At 69.9% G+C, this 17,165-nt stretch carries 18 protein-coding genes; 9 read left to right on the top strand and 9 right to left on the bottom strand.

All coding sequences use genetic code 11. The features are described from left to right. Nucleotides 1-11 precede the first annotated feature (11 nt). Nucleotides 12-596 carry a Uma2 family endonuclease gene (locus tag QHF85_RS25025; RefSeq protein WP_281329820.1) on the top strand — a complete coding sequence of 195 codons (585 nt, stop codon included), beginning with the start codon at nt 12-14 and terminating at the stop codon, nt 594-596. A 16-nt stretch (nt 597-612) separates the two neighbouring features. Here the strand turns inward: QHF85_RS25025 and QHF85_RS25020 are convergent, their stop codons facing one another. Together QHF85_RS25020 and QHF85_RS25015 are read right to left on the bottom strand one after the other, a co-directional pair. Then, a complete protein-coding gene (locus QHF85_RS25020; RefSeq protein ID WP_281329819.1) occupies nt 613-2,139 on the bottom strand; it encodes a glycosyltransferase family 39 protein in 1,527 nt (508 codons plus the stop codon). A gap of 14 nt (nt 2,140-2,153) precedes the next feature. Continuing rightward, complete coding sequence (locus QHF85_RS25015; RefSeq protein WP_281329818.1) at nt 2,154-3,359, bottom strand: M14-type cytosolic carboxypeptidase; 1,206 nt, start codon at nt 3,357-3,359, stop codon at nt 2,154-2,156. Nucleotides 3,360-3,394: 35 nt separating this feature from the next. On the opposite strand from QHF85_RS25015, the gene QHF85_RS25010 reads away from it, so the two are divergent. Beyond that, entirely contained in the window at nt 3,395-4,375 is a 981-nt protein-coding gene (locus QHF85_RS25010; protein ID WP_281329817.1) for a hypothetical protein, read from the top strand. A 4-nt stretch (nt 4,376-4,379) separates the two neighbouring features. On the opposite strand, the gene miaA is transcribed toward QHF85_RS25010, so the two are convergent. Next, nucleotides 4,380-5,348, bottom strand: a complete 969-nt coding sequence (gene miaA, locus QHF85_RS25005; protein WP_281329816.1) for a tRNA (adenosine(37)-N6)-dimethylallyltransferase MiaA — start codon at nt 5,346-5,348, stop codon at nt 4,380-4,382. Between the two features lie 57 nt (nt 5,349-5,405). Here miaA and QHF85_RS25000 point away from each other — a divergent pair, with 57 nt between their 5' ends. Continuing rightward, entirely contained in the window at nt 5,406-6,263 is an 858-nt protein-coding gene (locus QHF85_RS25000) for a phosphatase PAP2 family protein (protein WP_281329815.1), read from the top strand. Here QHF85_RS25000 and QHF85_RS24995 read toward each other — a convergent pair whose 3' ends face one another. After that, nucleotides 6,264-7,709, bottom strand: a complete 1,446-nt coding sequence (locus tag QHF85_RS24995) for a cytochrome P450 (RefSeq protein WP_281329814.1) — start codon at nt 7,707-7,709, stop codon at nt 6,264-6,266. 95 nt (nt 7,710-7,804) lie between these two features. After that, the gene (locus QHF85_RS24990; RefSeq protein WP_281329813.1) at nt 7,805-8,488 is read right to left on the bottom strand and encodes a hypothetical protein; all 684 of its coding nucleotides are present in this window, start codon (nt 8,486-8,488) and stop codon (nt 7,805-7,807) included. Nucleotides 8,489-8,694: 206 nt separating this feature from the next. On the opposite strand from QHF85_RS24990, the gene QHF85_RS24985 reads away from it, so the two are divergent. Together QHF85_RS24985 and QHF85_RS24980 are read left to right on the top strand one after the other, a co-directional pair. Next, complete coding sequence (locus QHF85_RS24985) at nt 8,695-9,156, top strand: STAS/SEC14 domain-containing protein (RefSeq protein WP_281329812.1); 462 nt, start codon at nt 8,695-8,697, stop codon at nt 9,154-9,156. Nucleotides 9,157-9,303: 147 nt separating this feature from the next. Beyond that, nucleotides 9,304-10,140 carry a PAS domain-containing protein gene (locus tag QHF85_RS24980; protein WP_281329811.1) on the top strand — a complete coding sequence of 279 codons (837 nt, stop codon included), beginning with the start codon at nt 9,304-9,306 and terminating at the stop codon, nt 10,138-10,140. A gap of 19 nt (nt 10,141-10,159) precedes the next feature. Here the strand turns inward: QHF85_RS24980 and QHF85_RS24975 are convergent, their stop codons facing one another. The 3 genes from QHF85_RS24975 to QHF85_RS24965 form a co-directional block, all read right to left on the bottom strand. After that, on the bottom strand, nt 10,160-10,411 hold the full coding sequence (locus QHF85_RS24975) for a hypothetical protein (protein WP_281329810.1): 252 nt from the start codon (nt 10,409-10,411) through the stop codon (nt 10,160-10,162). 222 nt (nt 10,412-10,633) lie between these two features. Next, complete coding sequence (locus QHF85_RS24970) at nt 10,634-11,170, bottom strand: hypothetical protein (RefSeq protein ID WP_281329809.1); 537 nt, start codon at nt 11,168-11,170, stop codon at nt 10,634-10,636. Next, complete coding sequence (locus QHF85_RS24965) at nt 11,167-11,592, bottom strand: hypothetical protein (protein WP_281329808.1); 426 nt, start codon at nt 11,590-11,592, stop codon at nt 11,167-11,169. Before QHF85_RS24965 ends, QHF85_RS24970 begins: the two co-directional genes overlap by 4 nt. A gap of 152 nt (nt 11,593-11,744) precedes the next feature. Here QHF85_RS24965 and QHF85_RS24960 point away from each other — a divergent pair, with 152 nt between their 5' ends. Continuing rightward, nucleotides 11,745-12,617: a serine/threonine-protein kinase gene (locus tag QHF85_RS24960; RefSeq protein WP_281329807.1), complete on the top strand. Its 873-nt coding sequence runs from the start codon at nt 11,745-11,747 to the stop codon at nt 12,615-12,617. Nucleotides 12,618-12,635: 18 nt separating this feature from the next. Here QHF85_RS24960 and QHF85_RS24955 read toward each other — a convergent pair whose 3' ends face one another. Beyond that, nucleotides 12,636-13,556, bottom strand: a complete 921-nt coding sequence (locus QHF85_RS24955; RefSeq protein WP_281329806.1) for an esterase-like activity of phytase family protein — start codon at nt 13,554-13,556, stop codon at nt 12,636-12,638. A 71-nt stretch (nt 13,557-13,627) separates the two neighbouring features. Between QHF85_RS24955 and purN the strand changes: the two genes are divergently transcribed. From purN to QHF85_RS24940, 3 genes are all read left to right on the top strand, one after another. Continuing rightward, nucleotides 13,628-14,293 carry a phosphoribosylglycinamide formyltransferase gene (purN, locus tag QHF85_RS24950; RefSeq protein ID WP_281329805.1) on the top strand — a complete coding sequence of 222 codons (666 nt, stop codon included), beginning with the start codon at nt 13,628-13,630 and terminating at the stop codon, nt 14,291-14,293. A 13-nt stretch (nt 14,294-14,306) separates the two neighbouring features. Then, nucleotides 14,307-15,902 carry a phytoene dehydrogenase gene (locus QHF85_RS24945; protein ID WP_281329804.1) on the top strand — a complete coding sequence of 532 codons (1,596 nt, stop codon included), beginning with the start codon at nt 14,307-14,309 and terminating at the stop codon, nt 15,900-15,902. A 100-nt stretch (nt 15,903-16,002) separates the two neighbouring features. After that, nucleotides 16,003-17,145: a PEGA domain-containing protein gene (locus QHF85_RS24940; RefSeq protein ID WP_281329803.1), complete on the top strand. Its 1,143-nt coding sequence runs from the start codon at nt 16,003-16,005 to the stop codon at nt 17,143-17,145. The last annotated feature ends 20 nt before the right edge of the window (nt 17,146-17,165 follow it).

Genomic DNA, 17,165 nt, shown 5'->3' with positions numbered 1-17,165 from the left:
AGGATGATGGCATGAGCGTCGATCCTGCCGCGCCGCGATCTCCCCCGCCGAACGCTCCGGAGGTCGAGGCGGCGTACGAGGCGGCGTCGGAGCTGGAGGTCGCGGAGATCCTGGACGGAGAGCTGCACCTCTTTCCACGCCCGCGCGCCACCCACGCACGGGCCGCCTCTCGCCTCGGGCGTGTCCTCGGTCCGTATGACGACGATACCGGACCGAGCGGGTGGATCCTCCTCGACGAGCCGGAGCTGCACCTCGGCCCCCGCCCGGACAAGATGGTCCCGGATCTCGCCGGATGGCGTCGCGAGCGTATGCCCGAGATGCCGGACGTCGCGGCGTTCACGCTTCCGCCGGACTGGGTTTGCGAGATCCTCTCCGACCGGACGGAGGCGATCGATCGCAGCAAGAAGATGCGGATCTACCGCCGCGAGGGCGTGAAGCATTGCTGGCTCATCAACCCCGTCCAGCAGACGCTCGAGCTCTACCGCCTGACGAACGGACAGTGGCTGCACGTCGAGACCTACGAGGGCGACATGCGCCTCCGCGTGGAGCCATTCGAATCGGTCGAGATCGACATGTCCGCGTTGTGGGCGCGGTGATCGCGCCCCGCAGCTCTCACCGCCGCTTCTCCGGCCGCGGATAAAATACCCCCCGCGGCCGCGTCCTCATCCCCGTCACCGGGAAGAAATCGCTTCCCCCGAAGAGCGGCGGGTCCTTCTCGTTTCGCATGTAAAACAGGTTGATTTCTCGCTTGAAGAAATCGGTGTCCGGAATGACCGCGCCGAAGCGCTGCGTCTTCAGCGCATCGCGTATCTCGTCCCGGAGCGCGTTGCCGGCCGGGCCGCCGCCGATGCCCAGGATGTCCTGGATGGCCATTTCATGCGCGAACGGGCGCTTGCCCGCGAGCGTCGCGAGGTGGCCGTGCGCCGGGAGCCATACGTCGCCGGGCAATCCGGCGAGCTTCTTCACGAAGGCGTGGCCCGCTTGCTCGTCGCTGCGCGAGGGCACGAGGCGGCGTGGGTCATAGACGACGCACGCGAGCTGGAGGGCCGCGACGCCGAACGCCGCGGCGCGCAGGCGGGCGCGAAGGGCCTCCGGCGCCTGGCCGATGCTTTCGAGGGCCGCGGCGACGCCGAGGCCGAAGAGAATGGCGAGCACGGCGAACGCGGGCATGAGCACGTTCGGCCAGCCGCCCGCGTGCAGGCGCCCGCCCCACGAGGTCCCGAGCGAGCCGGCCGCGGCGAAGAACCAGAAGAGCCGCGCCTTGCGCGCGCTCTCGCCCGAGGCCGCGAACCAGTAGAGGGCCGCCGCGAACGAGACGGCGAGCGGCGCGAAGAGGTCTTCGACCCAGTAATCGACCCACATCGCCGGCACGTTCGGGTGCTGCGAGGGCAGGAAGAAGACGTAATAACGAAACCAGCCGCCGTGCAGGCGATCGAGCGCGAAGATCGAGAGGCCGATCGTCCCGAAGAGCGCCACGCCGAACCCGAGCCCGCGCTTCCAGCCGTCCGCGAAGAGCGCATACGCCGCGAGCGGCGCCGCGGCCACGAGCATCGATTGTTTCGTGAGGAACGAGAGCAAAAAGAAAACGACGGAGAGGAGCCGGAAGCCGAGCCCCTCGCGGAAGCGGAGGACGTAGAGGCCGAGGAGCAAGAACAGGAGCGAGAGCGAGTCGACCCGCGCGATATCCATGAAGGCGACGCTCTCGCGGTACGTGCCCGCGAAGAGGCCCACCGCGAGCACGGCCGCAAGGCGGCTCTTCGTCTCGCGGTGCACGAAGAGCGCGATGAGCGCGAAGCAGCCGAGCGAGGCGAGGAACGAAACGAGGCGCAGCGAGAAGAAGCCGAGGCCAAAGACCTTGCTCGCGGCCGCGGAGACGTAGAAATAAAGTGGCGTGTAGATGAAGGGGACGAAATCGATCGTGGGGCGGTCGTAGAGGCGTTTGCCCGCGAGGATGTGGCGGACGTGGTCGACCGCGCCGCCCTCCATCCATTCGAGCTCGAAGGGATAGCGGAGGTGCAGGACCGCGAGCACGAGATAGATGCCGACGTACGCGACGGCGCCGAGGCCGACGAGCCAGGGCAGGGCGCGGCCGAGGAAGGCGGGGACGCGCCGCCAAAGGGGAAGGAGCCGAGCGAGCATCGAGGGGCGCTACCCTAGCGCAGCACGCCCAAAGATTCGAGCACGGCCTCGAGCGAGGAGCGCCCGAGCCCTTCGGCGCGATCGGGCCCGAAGCCGCTCGGGCCTTCCTTGAACGGCATCTCGATCGTCATGGACAAGCAATCGAAGCGCTCGCCGACCCAGTTGTTGCCGATGCGCAGATCGCCCTTGCCCGGGTCATCCGCGCCATAATCGAGCTCCGAGGAAAAACCGCCGTCGCGCCGCGCGAGGCTCCGCGCGAAACGTCGCTCGAGCTCGTAGAGGCGCTCGGAGTAGCCCGGGTTTCCCGCGCAGCCGATGGCGAAGGCGACCTCGGCGTGCTCGTCGCCGTGCACGTCGAGGAAGAGGTCGACGCCTGCCTGCTCCATGACGCTCCGCACGGCGAGGACCTCGGGGCTCGCCTCGCGGCTCGGCGCCTGCCATTCACGATTGAGATCACGCCCCGCCGCGTTCGTGCGGAAATTGCCGCGCGTGCTGCCGTCCGGGTTCACGATCGGTACGACGTACACGACGGCCTCGTCGAGGAGCGCGTCCGTGACCGGATCGTCCTCGGCGAGCAGCCGCGCGAGCGCGCCCTCGACGAACCACGAGCCCATCGTCTCGCCCGGGTGCTGCCGGCCCGCGATCCAGAGGCGGCGCTTGCCCGGGTGTTCCTCGCCGAGGACGACGAGGTGGATCGGGCGCCCCTCGGGGCTCGCGCCGATCGAAAGGACGCGCGCCCGCGGCGAGCGATCGACGACCGAGAGGAGCGCGCCGAGGCGTTCCAGGGGATAGGCGGCAAAATACGAATAATGGACCCTGTCGTGCTCGGGCCGGTGCTGGAGGACGAGGCGCCGGCCGTCGAAATGGGTGGGGACGCGGAACCATCGTTCGAGGTCATACGATGCGAGCGCGCGGTAGCCGTGGAAGGCGTCCGGGTGCATCGCCTCGCCCGCGTTGGTGATCGCGAGCTCGACGTCGCGGCCGCGCGCGCCTCGTACGCGGAAATGGAACCATTGCCGGATGCCGGCGGCGCTGTCGGCGCGCAAGGAAAGCTCGGCGTCGGTCCCGTGACGGTGGCCGGTCACGACAATGCTCCCGCCGCAGAGGTCCGCGTCGACGTGCATGAAATGCATCATGCCACGAACGGCGTCGGAGCGGGGAGGGATCGTGGGCCAGAGCGCCGGTTCGTCCCGCGCGGCGAAGCGCCTCGGCGCGCGCACGGCCTTTCGCCTATACTCGGCCGCGGAGAGGTCGAATGGGGAAGAGCAGGACCGGGATCGACAGCAGCGCGGGCTCCCTGCCGGAGCCGACGACATGGGCGCGGGCCGTCGTCCTCGGGACGGGGATCCTCGGCGTGAGCCTGACGGAGCGCGCGCTCTCCGCGAAGGCCGTGGAAGAGTTCGGGCGCAAGGTGCTGGAGGTCGTCCGCGCGATCATGCCCGCGACGCGCAAACTCGTCGAGGTGCTCGAAGCGCGCGCGACCGAGCTCAACATCGACGGCGACTGCGACAGGCTGCGCACGGCCCGCAGCGCGCGCGCGCTTTGCGAGGTGATCGCCAGCAAGACGCTGCGCGATGCCCGCGAGCTCGTCGACGCGCTCGCCGCCGCGCGCCTCGAGACGAGCTCGTCGGCCGTGCAGGCGAGCCTCGGCGCCGCGCAGGATTCGCTCGAGACGCTCGACGATCCGCTCGTGCTCGGCGTGCTGAAGCAGCTCGCGGGGCGCGAGAGGAGCGATCTTTCGGCGTCCAAGTATCTGCGCGAGGCGCGCTCGATCTTGCGGCAAGACGAGATGCGGAGGTCCTTGTCGGTGGAGCTGCGCATGGTGGCGGGCGCGGCGCAGGCGTACCTGCTCAGCGGGACGCCGAGCGCCGACGGAGCCCCGGTGCACGTGCATCCCGACGACGGCGGGCTGCCGAAGAGCGCGGTGCTCGCGAGCGTCGTGGCGCCCGCGGACGTGCGCATCGAGGCGTCGCGCGGCACGCCGCCGCCGAGCGCGACGCGGGCGCGCGCGGACACCCTGAAGCGCAGGTCCCTCACGCAGACGCTCGCCTCGGAGGGCACGCTGCCCTTCACGCGCGTGAGCGTGGAGCGGCGGGGATCGACGCCCGATCGGAAGAGCGCGCGCGCGCTCCTCGCCGAGGCGGTGCGCGAGGCGGAGCAGAAGCTCGACGCCTCGAAGGGGCCGGCGCTCTTGTCGGTCTTGGTCACGCTCGACATCAGCGACAAGGGCGCGTGATCGATCAGGCGTCGAGCGCGACGTAGAGGACGGGCTCGTCGCGCAGCCACGTGCGCTGGCGGCGCACGAAGACGCGCGTCGCGCGGACGATCGTGTCTTCGAGCTCCTCGCGGACGAGCTCGCCTTCGAGGTGCGCGCGCACCTGCTTGTATCCGACCGAGCCCATGGGACGCGCCGAGGCGTGGCCCGCGTCGAGCAGCGCGCGCACCTCGTCGATCCAGCCCGCGTCGAGCCATCGCCGCACGCGCGCGCGAATGCGCTCGTCGAGCGTCTCGCGCGACCAGGCGACGCCGAGGAGGCGCGCGTCGTGGCGCTTCTCGCGGAAGCCGTGCTCGGCGAACCACTGGCTCTGCGGTTTGCCCGAGAGCTCGTGGATTTCGAGCGCACGGCTCACGCGGACGAGGTCGTTCGGCGCGAGGCGCGCGGCGCTCTCGGGGTCGACCGCGGCGAGCTTCGCGTGCAGGGCCGCGCGCCCTTCAACTTCGGCGATGGCCGTGTGTCGCGCGCGGATCGCGGGGTCGGCGGGCGGCGCGGGGGCGAGGCCGTGGACGAGCGATTTGATCCAGAGGAACGTGCCGCCGCAGAGGATGGGCACGCGGCCGCGGCGCCGCACGTCTTCGATCGCGCGCTCGCCGAGCTCGGCGAACGTCTGCGCGTCGAGGGGCACGAGCGGGTCGGCGATGTCGACGAGGTGGTGCGGGGCGCGCGCGCGCTCCTCGGCCGTGGGCTTGCCGGAGCCGACGTCGTAGCCGCGGTAGATCTGCACGCTGTCGGCGCTGATGATTTCGCCGCCGAAGCGCTCGGCGAGGCGGATCGCGAGCTCGGTCTTTCCGCTCGCGGTGGGGCCGACGACGACGAAGAGCTCGCCCTCGCGCGGCGGCTCGATCGTGCGCCACGACGGGGCGGGCTCGCGGGGTTCGTCGGCTTCACCCGGGGGCGGGGCATGCACGGGTTCGCGATCGTTCGGGCGCATCGTTCGGGGCTCGCGCGAGGGGGACTTTGGCGAGGGGACTTCCTGTAGCATCTCCGGATGTCCTCCAAGCCGCGCTTCCTGCTTTCGTTCGTGTTCGTCGCGACCCTCGCCGCGCCGGGAGTGGCCTCGGCCGAGGAGCCTCCGCCCGTCCGGCCGATGATGCAGGTGAACCTGCCCATCGATCTCACCGTGACAGCCGTGGGCGGCGCGGCGTGGATCACGACGGAGGTGCTGAAATCGAAGATCGCGCCGGCTTCGTGCCGGTGGTGCAGCCCGCCGGGGTTCGACGATTCGATCGCGCGGGCGCTCCACTGGCGCGACATCAAGACGGCGGCTCGGATCAGCGACGTCGGGCTGTACGGGCTCGCACCGCTCGCGGCGTTCGGGTTCGACGCGGCGGTCGTGTATGCGAGCGGCGGCACGCTCGCGGAGTGGGGGACGGACGCGCTCGTCATTCTGGAGTCGATGGTCGTGGCCGCGGACGTCACGCAGATCGTGAAGTTTTCCGTGGGGCGGGAGCGCCCGCTGCTCGAATACGGCACGGTCGCGCCGGACGAGCGCGACAGCCGCGACAACAACCTCTCCTTTTTTTCGGGTCACACGTCGTTCACGTTTTCCGCGGCGGTCGCGGCCGGGACGGTGGCCACGCTGAAAGGATATCGCGCGGCGCCCTGGATCTGGGCCACGGGGCTCACGATCGCGACGACGACCGGATATCTGCGCATCGCCGCGGACAAACATTATTTTTTGGACGTGATGGTCGGCGCGATCGTGGGATCGGCCGTCGGGTTCGTGGTGCCGTGGCTGCACCGGCCGAGCACGAGCAAAGACGCAGGGGCCGCGCGGCTCTCGGGGATGATGGCGAGCCCGCTGCCCGGCGGCGGGCCGCTCGTGGGCTTCAGCGGGATCTGGTGACTAGCCCGCGGCGCGCCTTCTGCGAATGCGGAGGAGGACCGGTTTGTCCGGGCGGAGGGCCGTCGCGTAATCGGGGCCGATCGGCGCGTCGCTCACGGGCTCGAAATCGAAGCGCTGGGCGATCTGCGCGAGCAGAAGCTGGGCTTCGAGCGTGGCGAACGTCGCGCCGATGCAGACCCGCGGGCCGGCGCCGAACGGCATGTAGGCGCCGCGCGGCCGCTTCGCCTCGTTCTCCGCGGAGAAGCGCGCCGGATCGAAGCGCTCCGGGTCGGGGTAGATCGCCTCGCGCCGGTGGAGCGCGTGGATCGGCACGATGATCGACGTGTGCTTGGGCAGGTGATATCCGCCGACCTCGACGTCCTCGGCGGCGACCCGATCGATCGCGAAGGCCGGCGGATAGAGCCGCAGCGCCTCGCGGAAGACGCCGCGCGTGTATTCGAGCCGGGAGGCGTCCTCGGCGGTGGGGGTTTTTCCGGACAGGCTGTCGACCTCCTGCTTCCAGCGGCGGTACACCTCGGGATGCCGCGCCAGGAAGTAGAGGCACCAGGTCGTGGACGTCGCCGTCGTCTCGTGGCCGGCGATGAACAGCGTCATGGCCTCGTCGCGCACCTGGCGATCGTGCATGAACGAGCCGTCGTCCTCGTCACGTGCCGCGAGCAGCCGCGAGACCAGGTCGGTCCGGTCGCCGCCTTTCTGCCGGCGATCGGTGATCATGCGCTGAATGCGGTCGTCGACCGTCCGGATCGCGGCGAAGAGCCTGCGCCGCCGGGCCGTGGGCAGGGGAACGGGCTGGTGCAGGGCCTCGAAGGTCGCTTGTCGCGCGCGCTCGAGCGGCGCGGGGAGGTCCTGGAAATTTTGCAGCAAATGGGCGATCGTGGCGCGGACGAAGATCGAGACGCTGCCCGTCTGCTCGCCGAGGTAGTCGAACATCGCGCGGACGGCGGCGCTGAGCTCGTCGGACTCGTCGAGCGTGTCGGCGTCGAAGAACGCCTTGGCCGCGACGCCCATCGTGATCTTCGACATTTCGCGGCCGGCGTCGATGATCTCGCCGTCCTTCCAGTCGTCGAGGCAACGCGTGATGATGTCGCTCATCATCGGCGCATACCCGTCGATGGCCCGCGGGTGGAAGAGCGGCGCCATGAGCTTGCGTTGCTTGCGCCATGCCTCGCCCTCGCTCGTGAAGAGGCCACGGCCGGCGAAGGGGTAGAAAATGATCTTCGTGGCGAGGCTCTTTTCGAAGCTCTTCTGCTTCTCCACGAGCGCCTCGTGCGCGAGCTCGGGCGCGCAGAGGACGACGAGCGGGAGTTTGAAGAATCGAAGCTGTCCGAGGTCGCCGAGCTCGCGCGCGAGGCGAAGGAAAATCGCGGCTTGCGTCGTCCGGAATTCCTTGGCGTGTCCGGTGAACGTTTGTCCGGACAGGATGGGGATGTCTGCGACGGTTTTCATGGTCCCTCCTCCGAGCGCGCCCGAGCGTGGGGCGGAACCGCGGCCCCACGCGCCCGCCGGCCCGCGAGCGGCGATAGGAGCACGCTCGGCGCGCGTCAAGGGGCGCGGCCGTGCTTGACGTCGATGACGATTCGCGGAGGATCGCGGAGCTCCAGCACGCGATACCGATTCGGTGATCCGACGCCGAGCACCCACGTGAGCTCTCCCTCGAAATCACACGTTGGCGTGAGCTCGAGCAGGACGGGCAGCTTGGGGCGTTGCTCGACGGGGGAGAGCGTCGAGAGGCCTGCCTCGTTGTGCGCCCGCGCCGGCGACATCCGGACCCGGAGCCAGCCGTCGCCCGCGACCGTCACCGGGTCGCCCGTGCCGCAGCGGCGCACGGGTTTGTCGATGTACTCGACGCGGTAGCCGGGCAATGCGCGTCCCGAAAACTCGAATACGGTCCGATCGAATCCTGCGTGCCGGCCGGCCCGCACCGAGCGCAGCTCGACGGTGAGCACCTCGGGGATTTTTTTCTCGACGGCCGCGGCCGTGCCCTCGAACGCCTCGGGCGCCGTGTCCCCGGGCTCCTTCGTCCCCGGCGTGGGCAGAGCCGGCGTCGCCGAGGGGGCCGGCTCCGCGGCTTTCGTGGGCGGCTCCGCGGGGGCCTCCGGGGTCGCGCGCGGGGTGGTCGTGGGCGGCTCCGCGCTTCCGGCGGAGGTTTTCGTGCTGTCGGGCGCGGCGTCCCGGCAGGCGAGGAGCATCGGGCTGGCGAGGAGGAGCAGGAAGAGCGTTCGCATGGGGCTTGCTCCGTGTCCGTTCGGCGCGACGGGTCAGGCCGCAAGGGCCTCGATGTACCAGGAACGGACGACGTCGGCGGCCCGATTACAATGGGTGCGACCGCACGTCAACGTGCGCCGCGCGGGGCTTGACACGGTCGCGGCGACCGGATCATCCTGTGCCCGTGGGCAATGCGCCCACAATCTTCTTTTTTTCTTCGGGTCGCATGACGCTATCAAATACCGATTGGGAATCGTTCGGGGAGCACGAGTATCGCTTCGAGGCGCCGGACATCGTGCACATCCGGAACGTCGGGGACGTCGTCCTGGAGGACATGCGGCGTATGTTCGACCTGATCCGGGAGGGGGTCGCGGAGGCGGGGGGGCCGGTCTTCTGGCTCGCGGGCATCGCGCGAATGGGGCATGTGCACGCCGACGCGCGCAAGCTCGCGATCGAATCCGACACCGCCAGGAACCTGCAGGGCACGGCGATTTACGGCGGCAATTTCCACCAGCGCGCGATCTCGAACCTCGCGATCAAGGCCGCCCGTCTGCTCAGGCCCGCGCGCGCCTCGACCCCGTTTCGATTCATCGCCACCGAGGCGGACGCGCGGGCCTACATCGAGGCGATTCGACGCGGCGCGCAGGGCGTGATGCCGCGCGGCTCCCGTCCGCCGCCGTTGCATTGACGGCCCGCGCGTTCGGTGCAGATGGCGTTTTGACTGTCAACAAAAACGTCATGCAGGGCCATTTCCAGTAAAAGCGTTGCTCGGGACACGCCGAGGAAACGTGCCCGACCCTTGCGATCGGGACGTGTGCGGTGGTATTTGTCCACCGTGACCGAGAAGTCCCCCGACGGTACGCTCACGTACACGCGTATTGTGCGCCTCCTGAACGCGGGCCGCGTGGTCCTCTATGCGGCGACGCCCGAGTTCTTGTGCACGTACATCAGCGACAACGTCGTCGCGCAATTCGGTTATCGCGTCGAGGACTTCTTGCGTGATCCGAATTTCTGGACCGATCGGCTCCACCCGGACGATGCGCCGAAGGTGCTCGCCGACCTCGGCGGGAGCTTCGAAGACGGGCACCAGACGCACGAATACCGCTTCCGCCATGGGAATGGTCAATGGCGGTGGGTGTACGACGAGATCGTTCTCGTGAAGGACGACGAGGGGCGGCCCGTCGAGTTCGTCGGGGCCTGGCAGGACGTGACCGAACGCAAGGAGGCCGAGCGGCTCGTGCAGGAGCAGGCAGCGGCGCTCGCGCAGTTCTCGACGCCGCTCGTCCCGATCACCGACGACGTGCTCGTGATGCCGCTCGTCGGGTCGCTCGATACACGCCGGGCTGCGCAGGTGATCGAGACGTTGCTCGACGGCGTCGGCAAGACGCAGGCGCGCGTCGCCATCCTGGACATCACGGGCGTCGCGGTGGTGGACACGCAGGTCGCCGATGCCCTGCTGCGCGCGGCGAAGGCGGTGTCGCTGCTCGGGGCCCAGGTCGTGATCACCGGCATTCGCTCGGAGGTCGCGCAGACCCTGGTGCAGCTCGGCGCAAACATGGGGGATGTGGTCACGCGCGCGACGCTGCAGGCGGGGGTGGCCTACGCGATGCGCGGCCGAGCCTGGGCGGGCGCAGAGGCGAAGGCCGGCGAACGGCCCCGCCCCTCGCGGTAAAAACGACCCCTGCCGGGGATCAGAATCGGCGTCCGGGGCGTCCTCGGTCCTCGAGGAGGCGCGCCGGATCGGGCGCGTCCGAAGCGTCCGCGCTCGATGTCTGCGCGCTGTTCGAGGCCGAAGCCCCCTTCGTGTCCACGATCCACGAAGCAACGCCGAGCAAAAGGGCGCTGAGCAGTACGAAAGCAGCAACCACCGCACACAACATGGGCATGCGAATACGCACGCCGTCGAAATCATACATCGCGAGCGTCACGATGTCCTCCCTCACGCAATGGACGGATCCTTCGAAAAGGCGCCGGTGGGCGCGCGCGTTTGCGCCTCACCCGGCCCCTCGACGAACCGTCCGATGGATCAAGCTCGTCCGGTGACGAGCAGCACGTTCATCGTTCTTTGACCGCGCACAAGTTAACGCAGCTGCGCCCGATTTTCACGGAAAATAGGCCTGCGATCGGACACAGAATGTCCTAGTGCGGGGGTGTGGGGATGTGGGCTACTCGATGCGGCGATGGCGCCGGAAGCGGAGGAGATCCGGCAGGAGGATCACGAACATCGCGGTCCGGCGCGTGTCCGGCGCCATGCCTTCGACGCGCGTCTCGGGCCCGTCGCCGACGAGGCGGCCCTCGGCGTCGAAAGAGAGTTTCTGGGGCGGGACGCCCGGCATCTGCAGCGTCGCGGTGCCCTCCGGGGAGAGGACGAGGGTCGCCTCGGGGATCGGGACGGTGCCGTCGGCCTTCAAGACGAGCGAGCGGTCGCCGTCGAGCGCGACGAAGACGCCGCTCGAATGCAGCGTGCCGAGCACGTCGCCGGCCTGCGTGAGCAATCCGTTGCGGTAGAGGGTGAGGTACGGCTCTCCACGTTGGAGCACGCGGAGATCCGCGAGCACGAGCAGGCCGTCCGGCGGCTCTCCGACGGCAGACACGGGCGGCTCGGCCGCGGCATCCACGACCGGGGAGATCGAAGGCCGCGGCGCAGGCGTGCAGGCGCCGAGGAGCGCGACGGCGGCGAGCAGGAGCGCGCCGGTCTTCAATTACACACTACGTTTTCGAGGTAATGGACGTGGTAACAACACTCGTCGCCCGAGGGCGGCAGATCGCAGACGACCTGGCGAAGCGCGGGCTTGTTGCAGCAGGCCGTGGGGTTCGTCTCGGCGCAGACGCCCGCTGCTTTCGCGAGGGTCGTGAGGAGGCCCGGGGTCGACTGCGCAGGCGGGCAGGAGTCGCCGTCCATGGTGACGCACACGGCGATGATCTTGCCGATATTGGGCTCTTCGCCGCACTGGAGGCCGCCCGCGGTCCCGGTGCCGCCCGCGGCCCCGCTGCCGCCCGCGCCGCCCTCGCCACCGCCGCCCGTCGCGTTTTCCGCGTCGACGACGACCTTTGCGCCGCACGCCGCGCCGAGCAGGGTGAGGGCCGCGAGCACGGCGGCGCGGGCGAGGGGATGGGCGGCCATGTAGTGGGATCGTCGTTCAAGCATGGTGGGTCTCCCGGCTGTGCGTCGCGGATGGGGCGTTACTGTACCCACGGTCCTGACAAGTCCAGCGCTCCGTGTAGGATGGCTCTCGGGGCCCTGCCTTGGCCACGCGGCCTGCGGAGGATCGGCGGATGTTTCAGGTGAACGAGGTGATCGACGGGCAGTACCGGATCCTGCGGCGGATCGGCGAAGGTGGCCATGGCACCGTCTACGAGGCCGAGGATCTCGACATCGGCGCGCCCGTGGCCGTCAAGTGCCTGCGCCCCGAGGTCGCGGACGCGCCCGAGTTCGCCACGCGCATGCGCAGGGAGGCGCGCGCGATGGGCGCGCTGTCGGGGACGAGCGCGGTGCAGATCTTCGCGCTGAACCGCACGAAGTCGGGCCAGCAGATGTACATCGTGATGGAGCTCTTGCGCGGCAAGGATTTCGAGCGCTTCCTCGCCGACCACGAGTACGAGGTGGGGAGGCTGTCGCGATCGAAGCTCTTCGAGCTGATCTCGCCGATCGTGGACACGCTCGACGTCGCGCACCAGCGGGGGATCGTGCATCGCGACATCAAGCCGGCGAACATCTTCGTGATGGAATCGACGGCGCGAGGGCCGGTGCGGCTGCTCGATTTCGGTCTCGTGAAGGTGCTGTCGGTGTCGACGCCGCTCACGCAGGAAGGGCTCGTCGTGGGCTCGCCGTCGTACATCGCGCCCGAGGGCTGGCAGGGGAGGCCCGATCGGGTCACGCCCGCGGCCGACGTGTATGCGCTCGGCGCCGTGATCTTCCGCGCGCTCGGGGGCCAGGTGCCGTTTCCCGCGGATACGCTCATCGACGTCGTGAAAATGAGCACGCGCGGCAAGCGGCCGAGCCTGCACGCGCATCGGCGGGATTTGCCGGCAGCGATCGATGCGTGGGTGGAGCGCGCGCTCGCGATCGAGCCGGAGCACCGCTTTCCGACGGTGAAGGCGCTCTGGCTCTCGCTCGTCGGGATCCTCGGGCCCGGCGGCGCGAGCTGATTTCGGCAGGGTGCCGCGCTACGGCAGCGTCACCTCGAGCAGCTCGTTCGGCCCGGAGATCTTTTCACCATATTGATTGTCGATGATCAGGAGCGCGTGGGTGTCGTCCTTCCAGACGATTCCCTCGAAATTGCGTTTGCCGCCGTTCGTGTGCGGCGCGAGGTCCACGAGGACGCGGGGCTCGATCGGGGCCTCGGTCCCCGGGCCTTTCGCGGGGATCGTGAACGAGAGGATCCGCGAAACCTCGAAATGGCGCTCCATCGCCAGGACCTCGATTCGATCGTCCCCCCGGGCACGGCAATCGAGGCCGGAGATTTTTCCTTTTTCGTCCTTCGTGCTCGTGAGCGACAGGCGAAACACCGCCCGCTCCCCCGTCGCCGGGTCGATTCGCTCGATCGGCGCATAACGCGCCTTGCCTTCGCCGTTCAGCGCTTCCTCGATCGCCGCGACGAGCTTTCCCGACGCCGCGCAGAGTCCCTCGAGGCCATGCCCCTCGTCACACGCCGCGCCCCAGGCCGAGAGCGGGACGTCGAGCGTACGCGTCACGTGCGCCGCGTCGCCCTCGCGCGTGGCGAGCAGGATGCGGTCCGCGCCCGTCTTCGAGCAGCCGCCCTCGGTGCCGATCGCGAACGATTCCCCCGAGAGCCACGCGAGCGACTCGAAATCGACGCCCTCGGGCGCGCCGCGCACCGCCGTCTTGCGGACGACGGCCCCGTCCGGCGAGAGCTCGATCAGGAGGGGCTCTCGCTCCGTCATCGTGAAGAGCGCGCCGGACGGGCCGACCGCGAGCGACGAGAGGCCCACCACGTCGGTCCCGGTCAAAAGGATCTGCCGCGGCGTCCCGCCGTCTCCAGCCGGGACGGGCGAGGAGCGTGACGACTGGCACGCGAGCGGGAGCAAGAGAACCGCCAGAAGTGGACACGAAAAACGAGGTCGCACGCCCTGATGATATCCGAACGAGCGCGCAGGCGATGCGCGTCCCCCGTCCTCGGCTACGATGGCACGGCCCGATGACCCTCGACCTCGGTGTGCTCATCTCCGGCCGCGGCTCTAACCTTCAGGCGATCCTCGACGCGATCGCCGCGGGGACGCTCGACGCGCGCGTCCGCCTGGTGATCTCGAACCGCCCCGGCGCGCCGGGCCTTTTACGCGCGCAGGAAGCCGGCGTGCCGACGGCCGTGATCAATCACAAAGATCACGCGGACCGTGCGTCGTTCGATGCCGCCCTCGTCGACGCGCTCCGGCAGGGAGGCGCGTCGTGGGTGGTGCTCGCGGGCTTCATGCGGATCGTGACGAACGTGCTGCTCGACGCGTTCCCCGGCCGCGTGGTCAACGTTCACCCGTCGCTCTTGCCCGCGTTTCCGGGCGTCTCCGCGCAGGCGCAGGCGCTCGCGCACGGCGTGCGGATCACGGGCTGCACGGTGCACCTCGTCGACCCCGGGACGGACACGGGGCCGATCCTCGCGCAAGCCGCGGTGCCGGTGCTGCCGGACGATACGGAGGAGCGTTTGTCCGCGCGCATCCTCGCGCGTGAGCACGAGCTGCTCCTCCACGTGCTCGCCGCGATCGCCGCGGGAAACCTGAGGGTGCATCCGCCTGCCTCGCCCGCGACGAGGTCGCGCGTCGAGCTTCTGGGTGTCCCCGGCGCGCTCGGGGTCGAGACGACGAACGATTGAGGGAGAGCGCGTCGTGACCTCGAAACATTTCGACGTCGTCGTCCTCGGCCGCTCGCTCGGCGCGCTGGTGACGGCCGCGCTGCTCGCGCGGCGCGACTTCACGGTGCTCGTGCTCGGCCAGGGAGGGAGGCCCGCGAGTTACAAGCTCGGCGAGCGCACGCTGCGAAGGCGCGCGTTCACGATGCTCGCGGCGAGCTCGCCGGCGTGGACGCGTGTGCTCGTGGAGCTCGCGCAGTCGCAGACGTGGAAGCGGCGCGTGGTCGCGGCGAGCCCGATGATGCAGGTGCTCGCGCCGCGGCGCCGGCTCGACATCCCGCCCGACCTCGTGCTCTTCGGCCGCGAGATCGATCGCGAGATGCCCGAGGTGCGCCGCGTGGTGGACGATCTCTACGCCGAGCTCGCCCGCGTGAACGGCGCCGCGGACGAGGCGTTTGAAAGGGACGCGGTCTGGCCGCCGGGCACGTTCTGGGAGCGGCGCGAGACGGGGCGATACGCGGCGATGTTGCCGTACGTGCGCGCCGAGCCGGACGCGGATCTCCTGGTCGAGCTGCCGCGCGGGCACTTCTTCCGGCAGGTGGTGACGTCGTCGGTGTCGTTCGCGACCGACCTCGCCACGCTGCCGCCTCCGTTCGCGGTCGCTCGCCTGCACGGGGCGTGGACGCGCGGCCTCTACACGTTGCCGGGTGGCGAGGACGAGCTCGAACAGTTCCTCGTCGATCGCATCGCGGCGCACGGTGGTCGTTGCATGCTCTCGGCCCGCGCGCGTGCGCTGCATCTGCGGCGCGGCTCGGCGGCGGGCGTGATCGTCGACGGCGACGAGGGGCCGACGGGCGCGAGCTTCGTGATCAGCGACCTCGACGGCGAGGGCCTCGCGGCGCTCTCCGGGGGCGAGGGCATCCACAAGCGCGCCCAGCGCGAGTGGCCGCGAATCACGTCGTCGGTGGGCAGGTTCGTCGTGTCGCTCGTCGTGCGCGACGAGGGTTTGCCCGCGCCGCTCGGCGTGGAGAGTTTCGTTTTGCCCGGCGATCGTCCGGCGCTCCGGAACGCGGCGCGCACGGCGCCGGCGGCGGGGCCTCGTTCGAGCGCGCCGCCTGGCGCGCTTCGCCCCGTGATTCATCTGGAGCGGCACGTGATGCCCGGCGTGCGCGGAGAGTCGCTGCTCGTCGCGGAGGTGCTCCTGCCGGATCGGAGCCCGATCCCGCCCGTGAGCATGCGCGAGGTGGTGCTGTCGACGCTCGCGGCGGAGCTGCCGTTCCTCGAACGTCACCTGCGCGTGGTCGACTCGGTGCACGACGGGCTTCCGGTGTGGGTGTACGAAGACGGCCGATTTCGCCCCGTGGATCGAGGCTCGCTCACGGGCGCGGCGGCCGCGCCGGAGCCCATGGTCCGGCAGCTCGACGTCGATCCGCCGGGGTATCTCGGGCTCGGCGGCGAGCCGATCCGCGGGCCGATCGAGCGCACCTTGCTCGTGGGTCGCAGCGTGCTGCCGGGCCTCGGGCAGGAGGGGCAGCTCCTCGCAGCGTGGGGCGCGGCACGCCTCGTCACGCGGACCGACCGCCGCAAGGAGAAGATGCGCCGCGACATGTGGAGCAAGGTCGAGATCGGCTGAGCCGCGCCCGATCCGTCCCGCCCCGTCACCGCATAATTGCGGAACGAGCCCAAGGGAGGATAACGTGGTCGCGCGGAGGAGAGAGAGCGGCAAGATGACCATGCGCGCACCCCGATACGGTCTGGCGACGACGCTCGCGCTTGCGACGTGGATGTCCGTCGGCGCGGCCCAGGCCTCCGAGCCCGGGCCGGACACGCTGCCGATCCACATCATTTCGATCCAAACGATGGACGCCGACGACCAGGCGGAGGCGCTCACGAAGGCGCTGCGCAACGCCGTGAAGGCGACGCCGGGTTGGTCGCAGGGCGAAGGGGACTACTCGCTCGAGGTGCTGACGCTCTCGCTGAAGTGCCCGGATCCGCCGGACGCCGGGTGTCAGTCGCGCATCGCCGATCAGATCCGCGCCGACCGGTACGTGTGGGGCAAGCTCGACAAGGGCAAAGGCGGCAACGTCACCGGCGAGCTGCACTTCTGGGTGCGCGGCAAGGGCACGACGAACCACAAGGTCGAATACAGCGCGAACCTGACCGAGGCGCAGGACGAGGCGCTGCGCAAGGTCGCCACCGAGGCGCTCACCAAGCTGACGGACGGCCCGCCCAAGGGCGAGGTGAAGGTCAAGGCCGGCAGCGTGGCCGGGCAGGTCTTCGTGGACGGCCAGCCCCTCGGCGCGCTCGCGAACGGCGAGGGCACGTTCTTCGTCCCCTCGGGCACGCACAACCTCGTGGTGAAGGCGCCCGGATACGCCGACATGTCGACCGAGATCACGGTCAAGCCGAACTCGCCGACGGACGTGGTCGTCGCGCCCGTGCCCGCCGGCGACAGCTCGCCGACGAACTGGAAGCGCATCGGCGGATTCGCCGCGATCGGCGCGGGCGTCGCGTTCGGCGCGGTCGGGATCTACGGCACCGTGACCGTGAACGGCGTCAACAAGGATCCGGAGTACGACCGGAACCAGGGGTTCTACGATCAGCAGACGAACATCTGCGACCTCGCGCGGGACCAGGCCGCCACGGTCGCCGCCGGCTTCGACAGGGAGGCCGTGAAGAGCCTCTGCTCGAAGGGCGAGACGGGCCAGCTCCTGCAGCTCGTGTTCTACCCGCTCGCGGCGATCGCGGCCGGCGCAGGCGTGTTCCTCATCGCGACGAGTGGTACGGCCGCGAAGGAAAAACCCACGACGGGCCTCATGATCCTGCCCCGCGTCGATCGGACCGGCGGCAAGCTCGACGTCGGCTTCCGGTTCTGATCGCGGCGCTCGCGGCCGCC

This window comes from Polyangium sp. 6x1 (assembly GCF_029946515.1).
GTDB lineage: Bacteria > Myxococcota_A > Polyangia > Polyangiales > Polyangiaceae > Polyangium.
The sequence above is the reverse complement of the archived record's forward strand: the minus strand, read 5'-3'. Positions and strand labels throughout refer to the sequence as shown.

Coding starts and splice junctions, on each gene's coding strand:
- QHF85_RS25025 (WP_281329820.1), top strand. CDS start 12: ATGAGCGTCGATCCTGCCGCGCCGCGATCTCCCCCGCCGAACGCTCCG.
- QHF85_RS25020 (WP_281329819.1), bottom strand. CDS start 2,139: ATGCTCGCTCGGCTCCTTCCCCTTTGGCGGCGCGTCCCCGCCTTCCTC.
- QHF85_RS25010 (WP_281329817.1), top strand. CDS start 3,395: ATGGGGAAGAGCAGGACCGGGATCGACAGCAGCGCGGGCTCCCTGCCG.
- miaA (WP_281329816.1), bottom strand. CDS start 5,348: ATGCGCCCGAACGATCGCGAACCCGTGCATGCCCCGCCCCCGGGTGAA.
- QHF85_RS25000 (WP_281329815.1), top strand. CDS start 5,406: ATGTCCTCCAAGCCGCGCTTCCTGCTTTCGTTCGTGTTCGTCGCGACC.
- QHF85_RS24995 (WP_281329814.1), bottom strand. CDS start 7,709: ATGAAAACCGTCGCAGACATCCCCATCCTGTCCGGACAAACGTTCACC.
- QHF85_RS24990 (WP_281329813.1), bottom strand. CDS start 8,488: ATGCGAACGCTCTTCCTGCTCCTCCTCGCCAGCCCGATGCTCCTCGCC.
- QHF85_RS24985 (WP_281329812.1), top strand. CDS start 8,695: ATGACGCTATCAAATACCGATTGGGAATCGTTCGGGGAGCACGAGTAT.
- QHF85_RS24965 (WP_281329808.1), bottom strand. CDS start 11,592: ATGGCCGCCCATCCCCTCGCCCGCGCCGCCGTGCTCGCGGCCCTCACC.
- QHF85_RS24960 (WP_281329807.1), top strand. CDS start 11,745: ATGTTTCAGGTGAACGAGGTGATCGACGGGCAGTACCGGATCCTGCGG.
- purN (WP_281329805.1), top strand. CDS start 13,628: ATGACCCTCGACCTCGGTGTGCTCATCTCCGGCCGCGGCTCTAACCTT.
- QHF85_RS24940 (WP_281329803.1), top strand. CDS start 16,003: ATGCGCGCACCCCGATACGGTCTGGCGACGACGCTCGCGCTTGCGACG.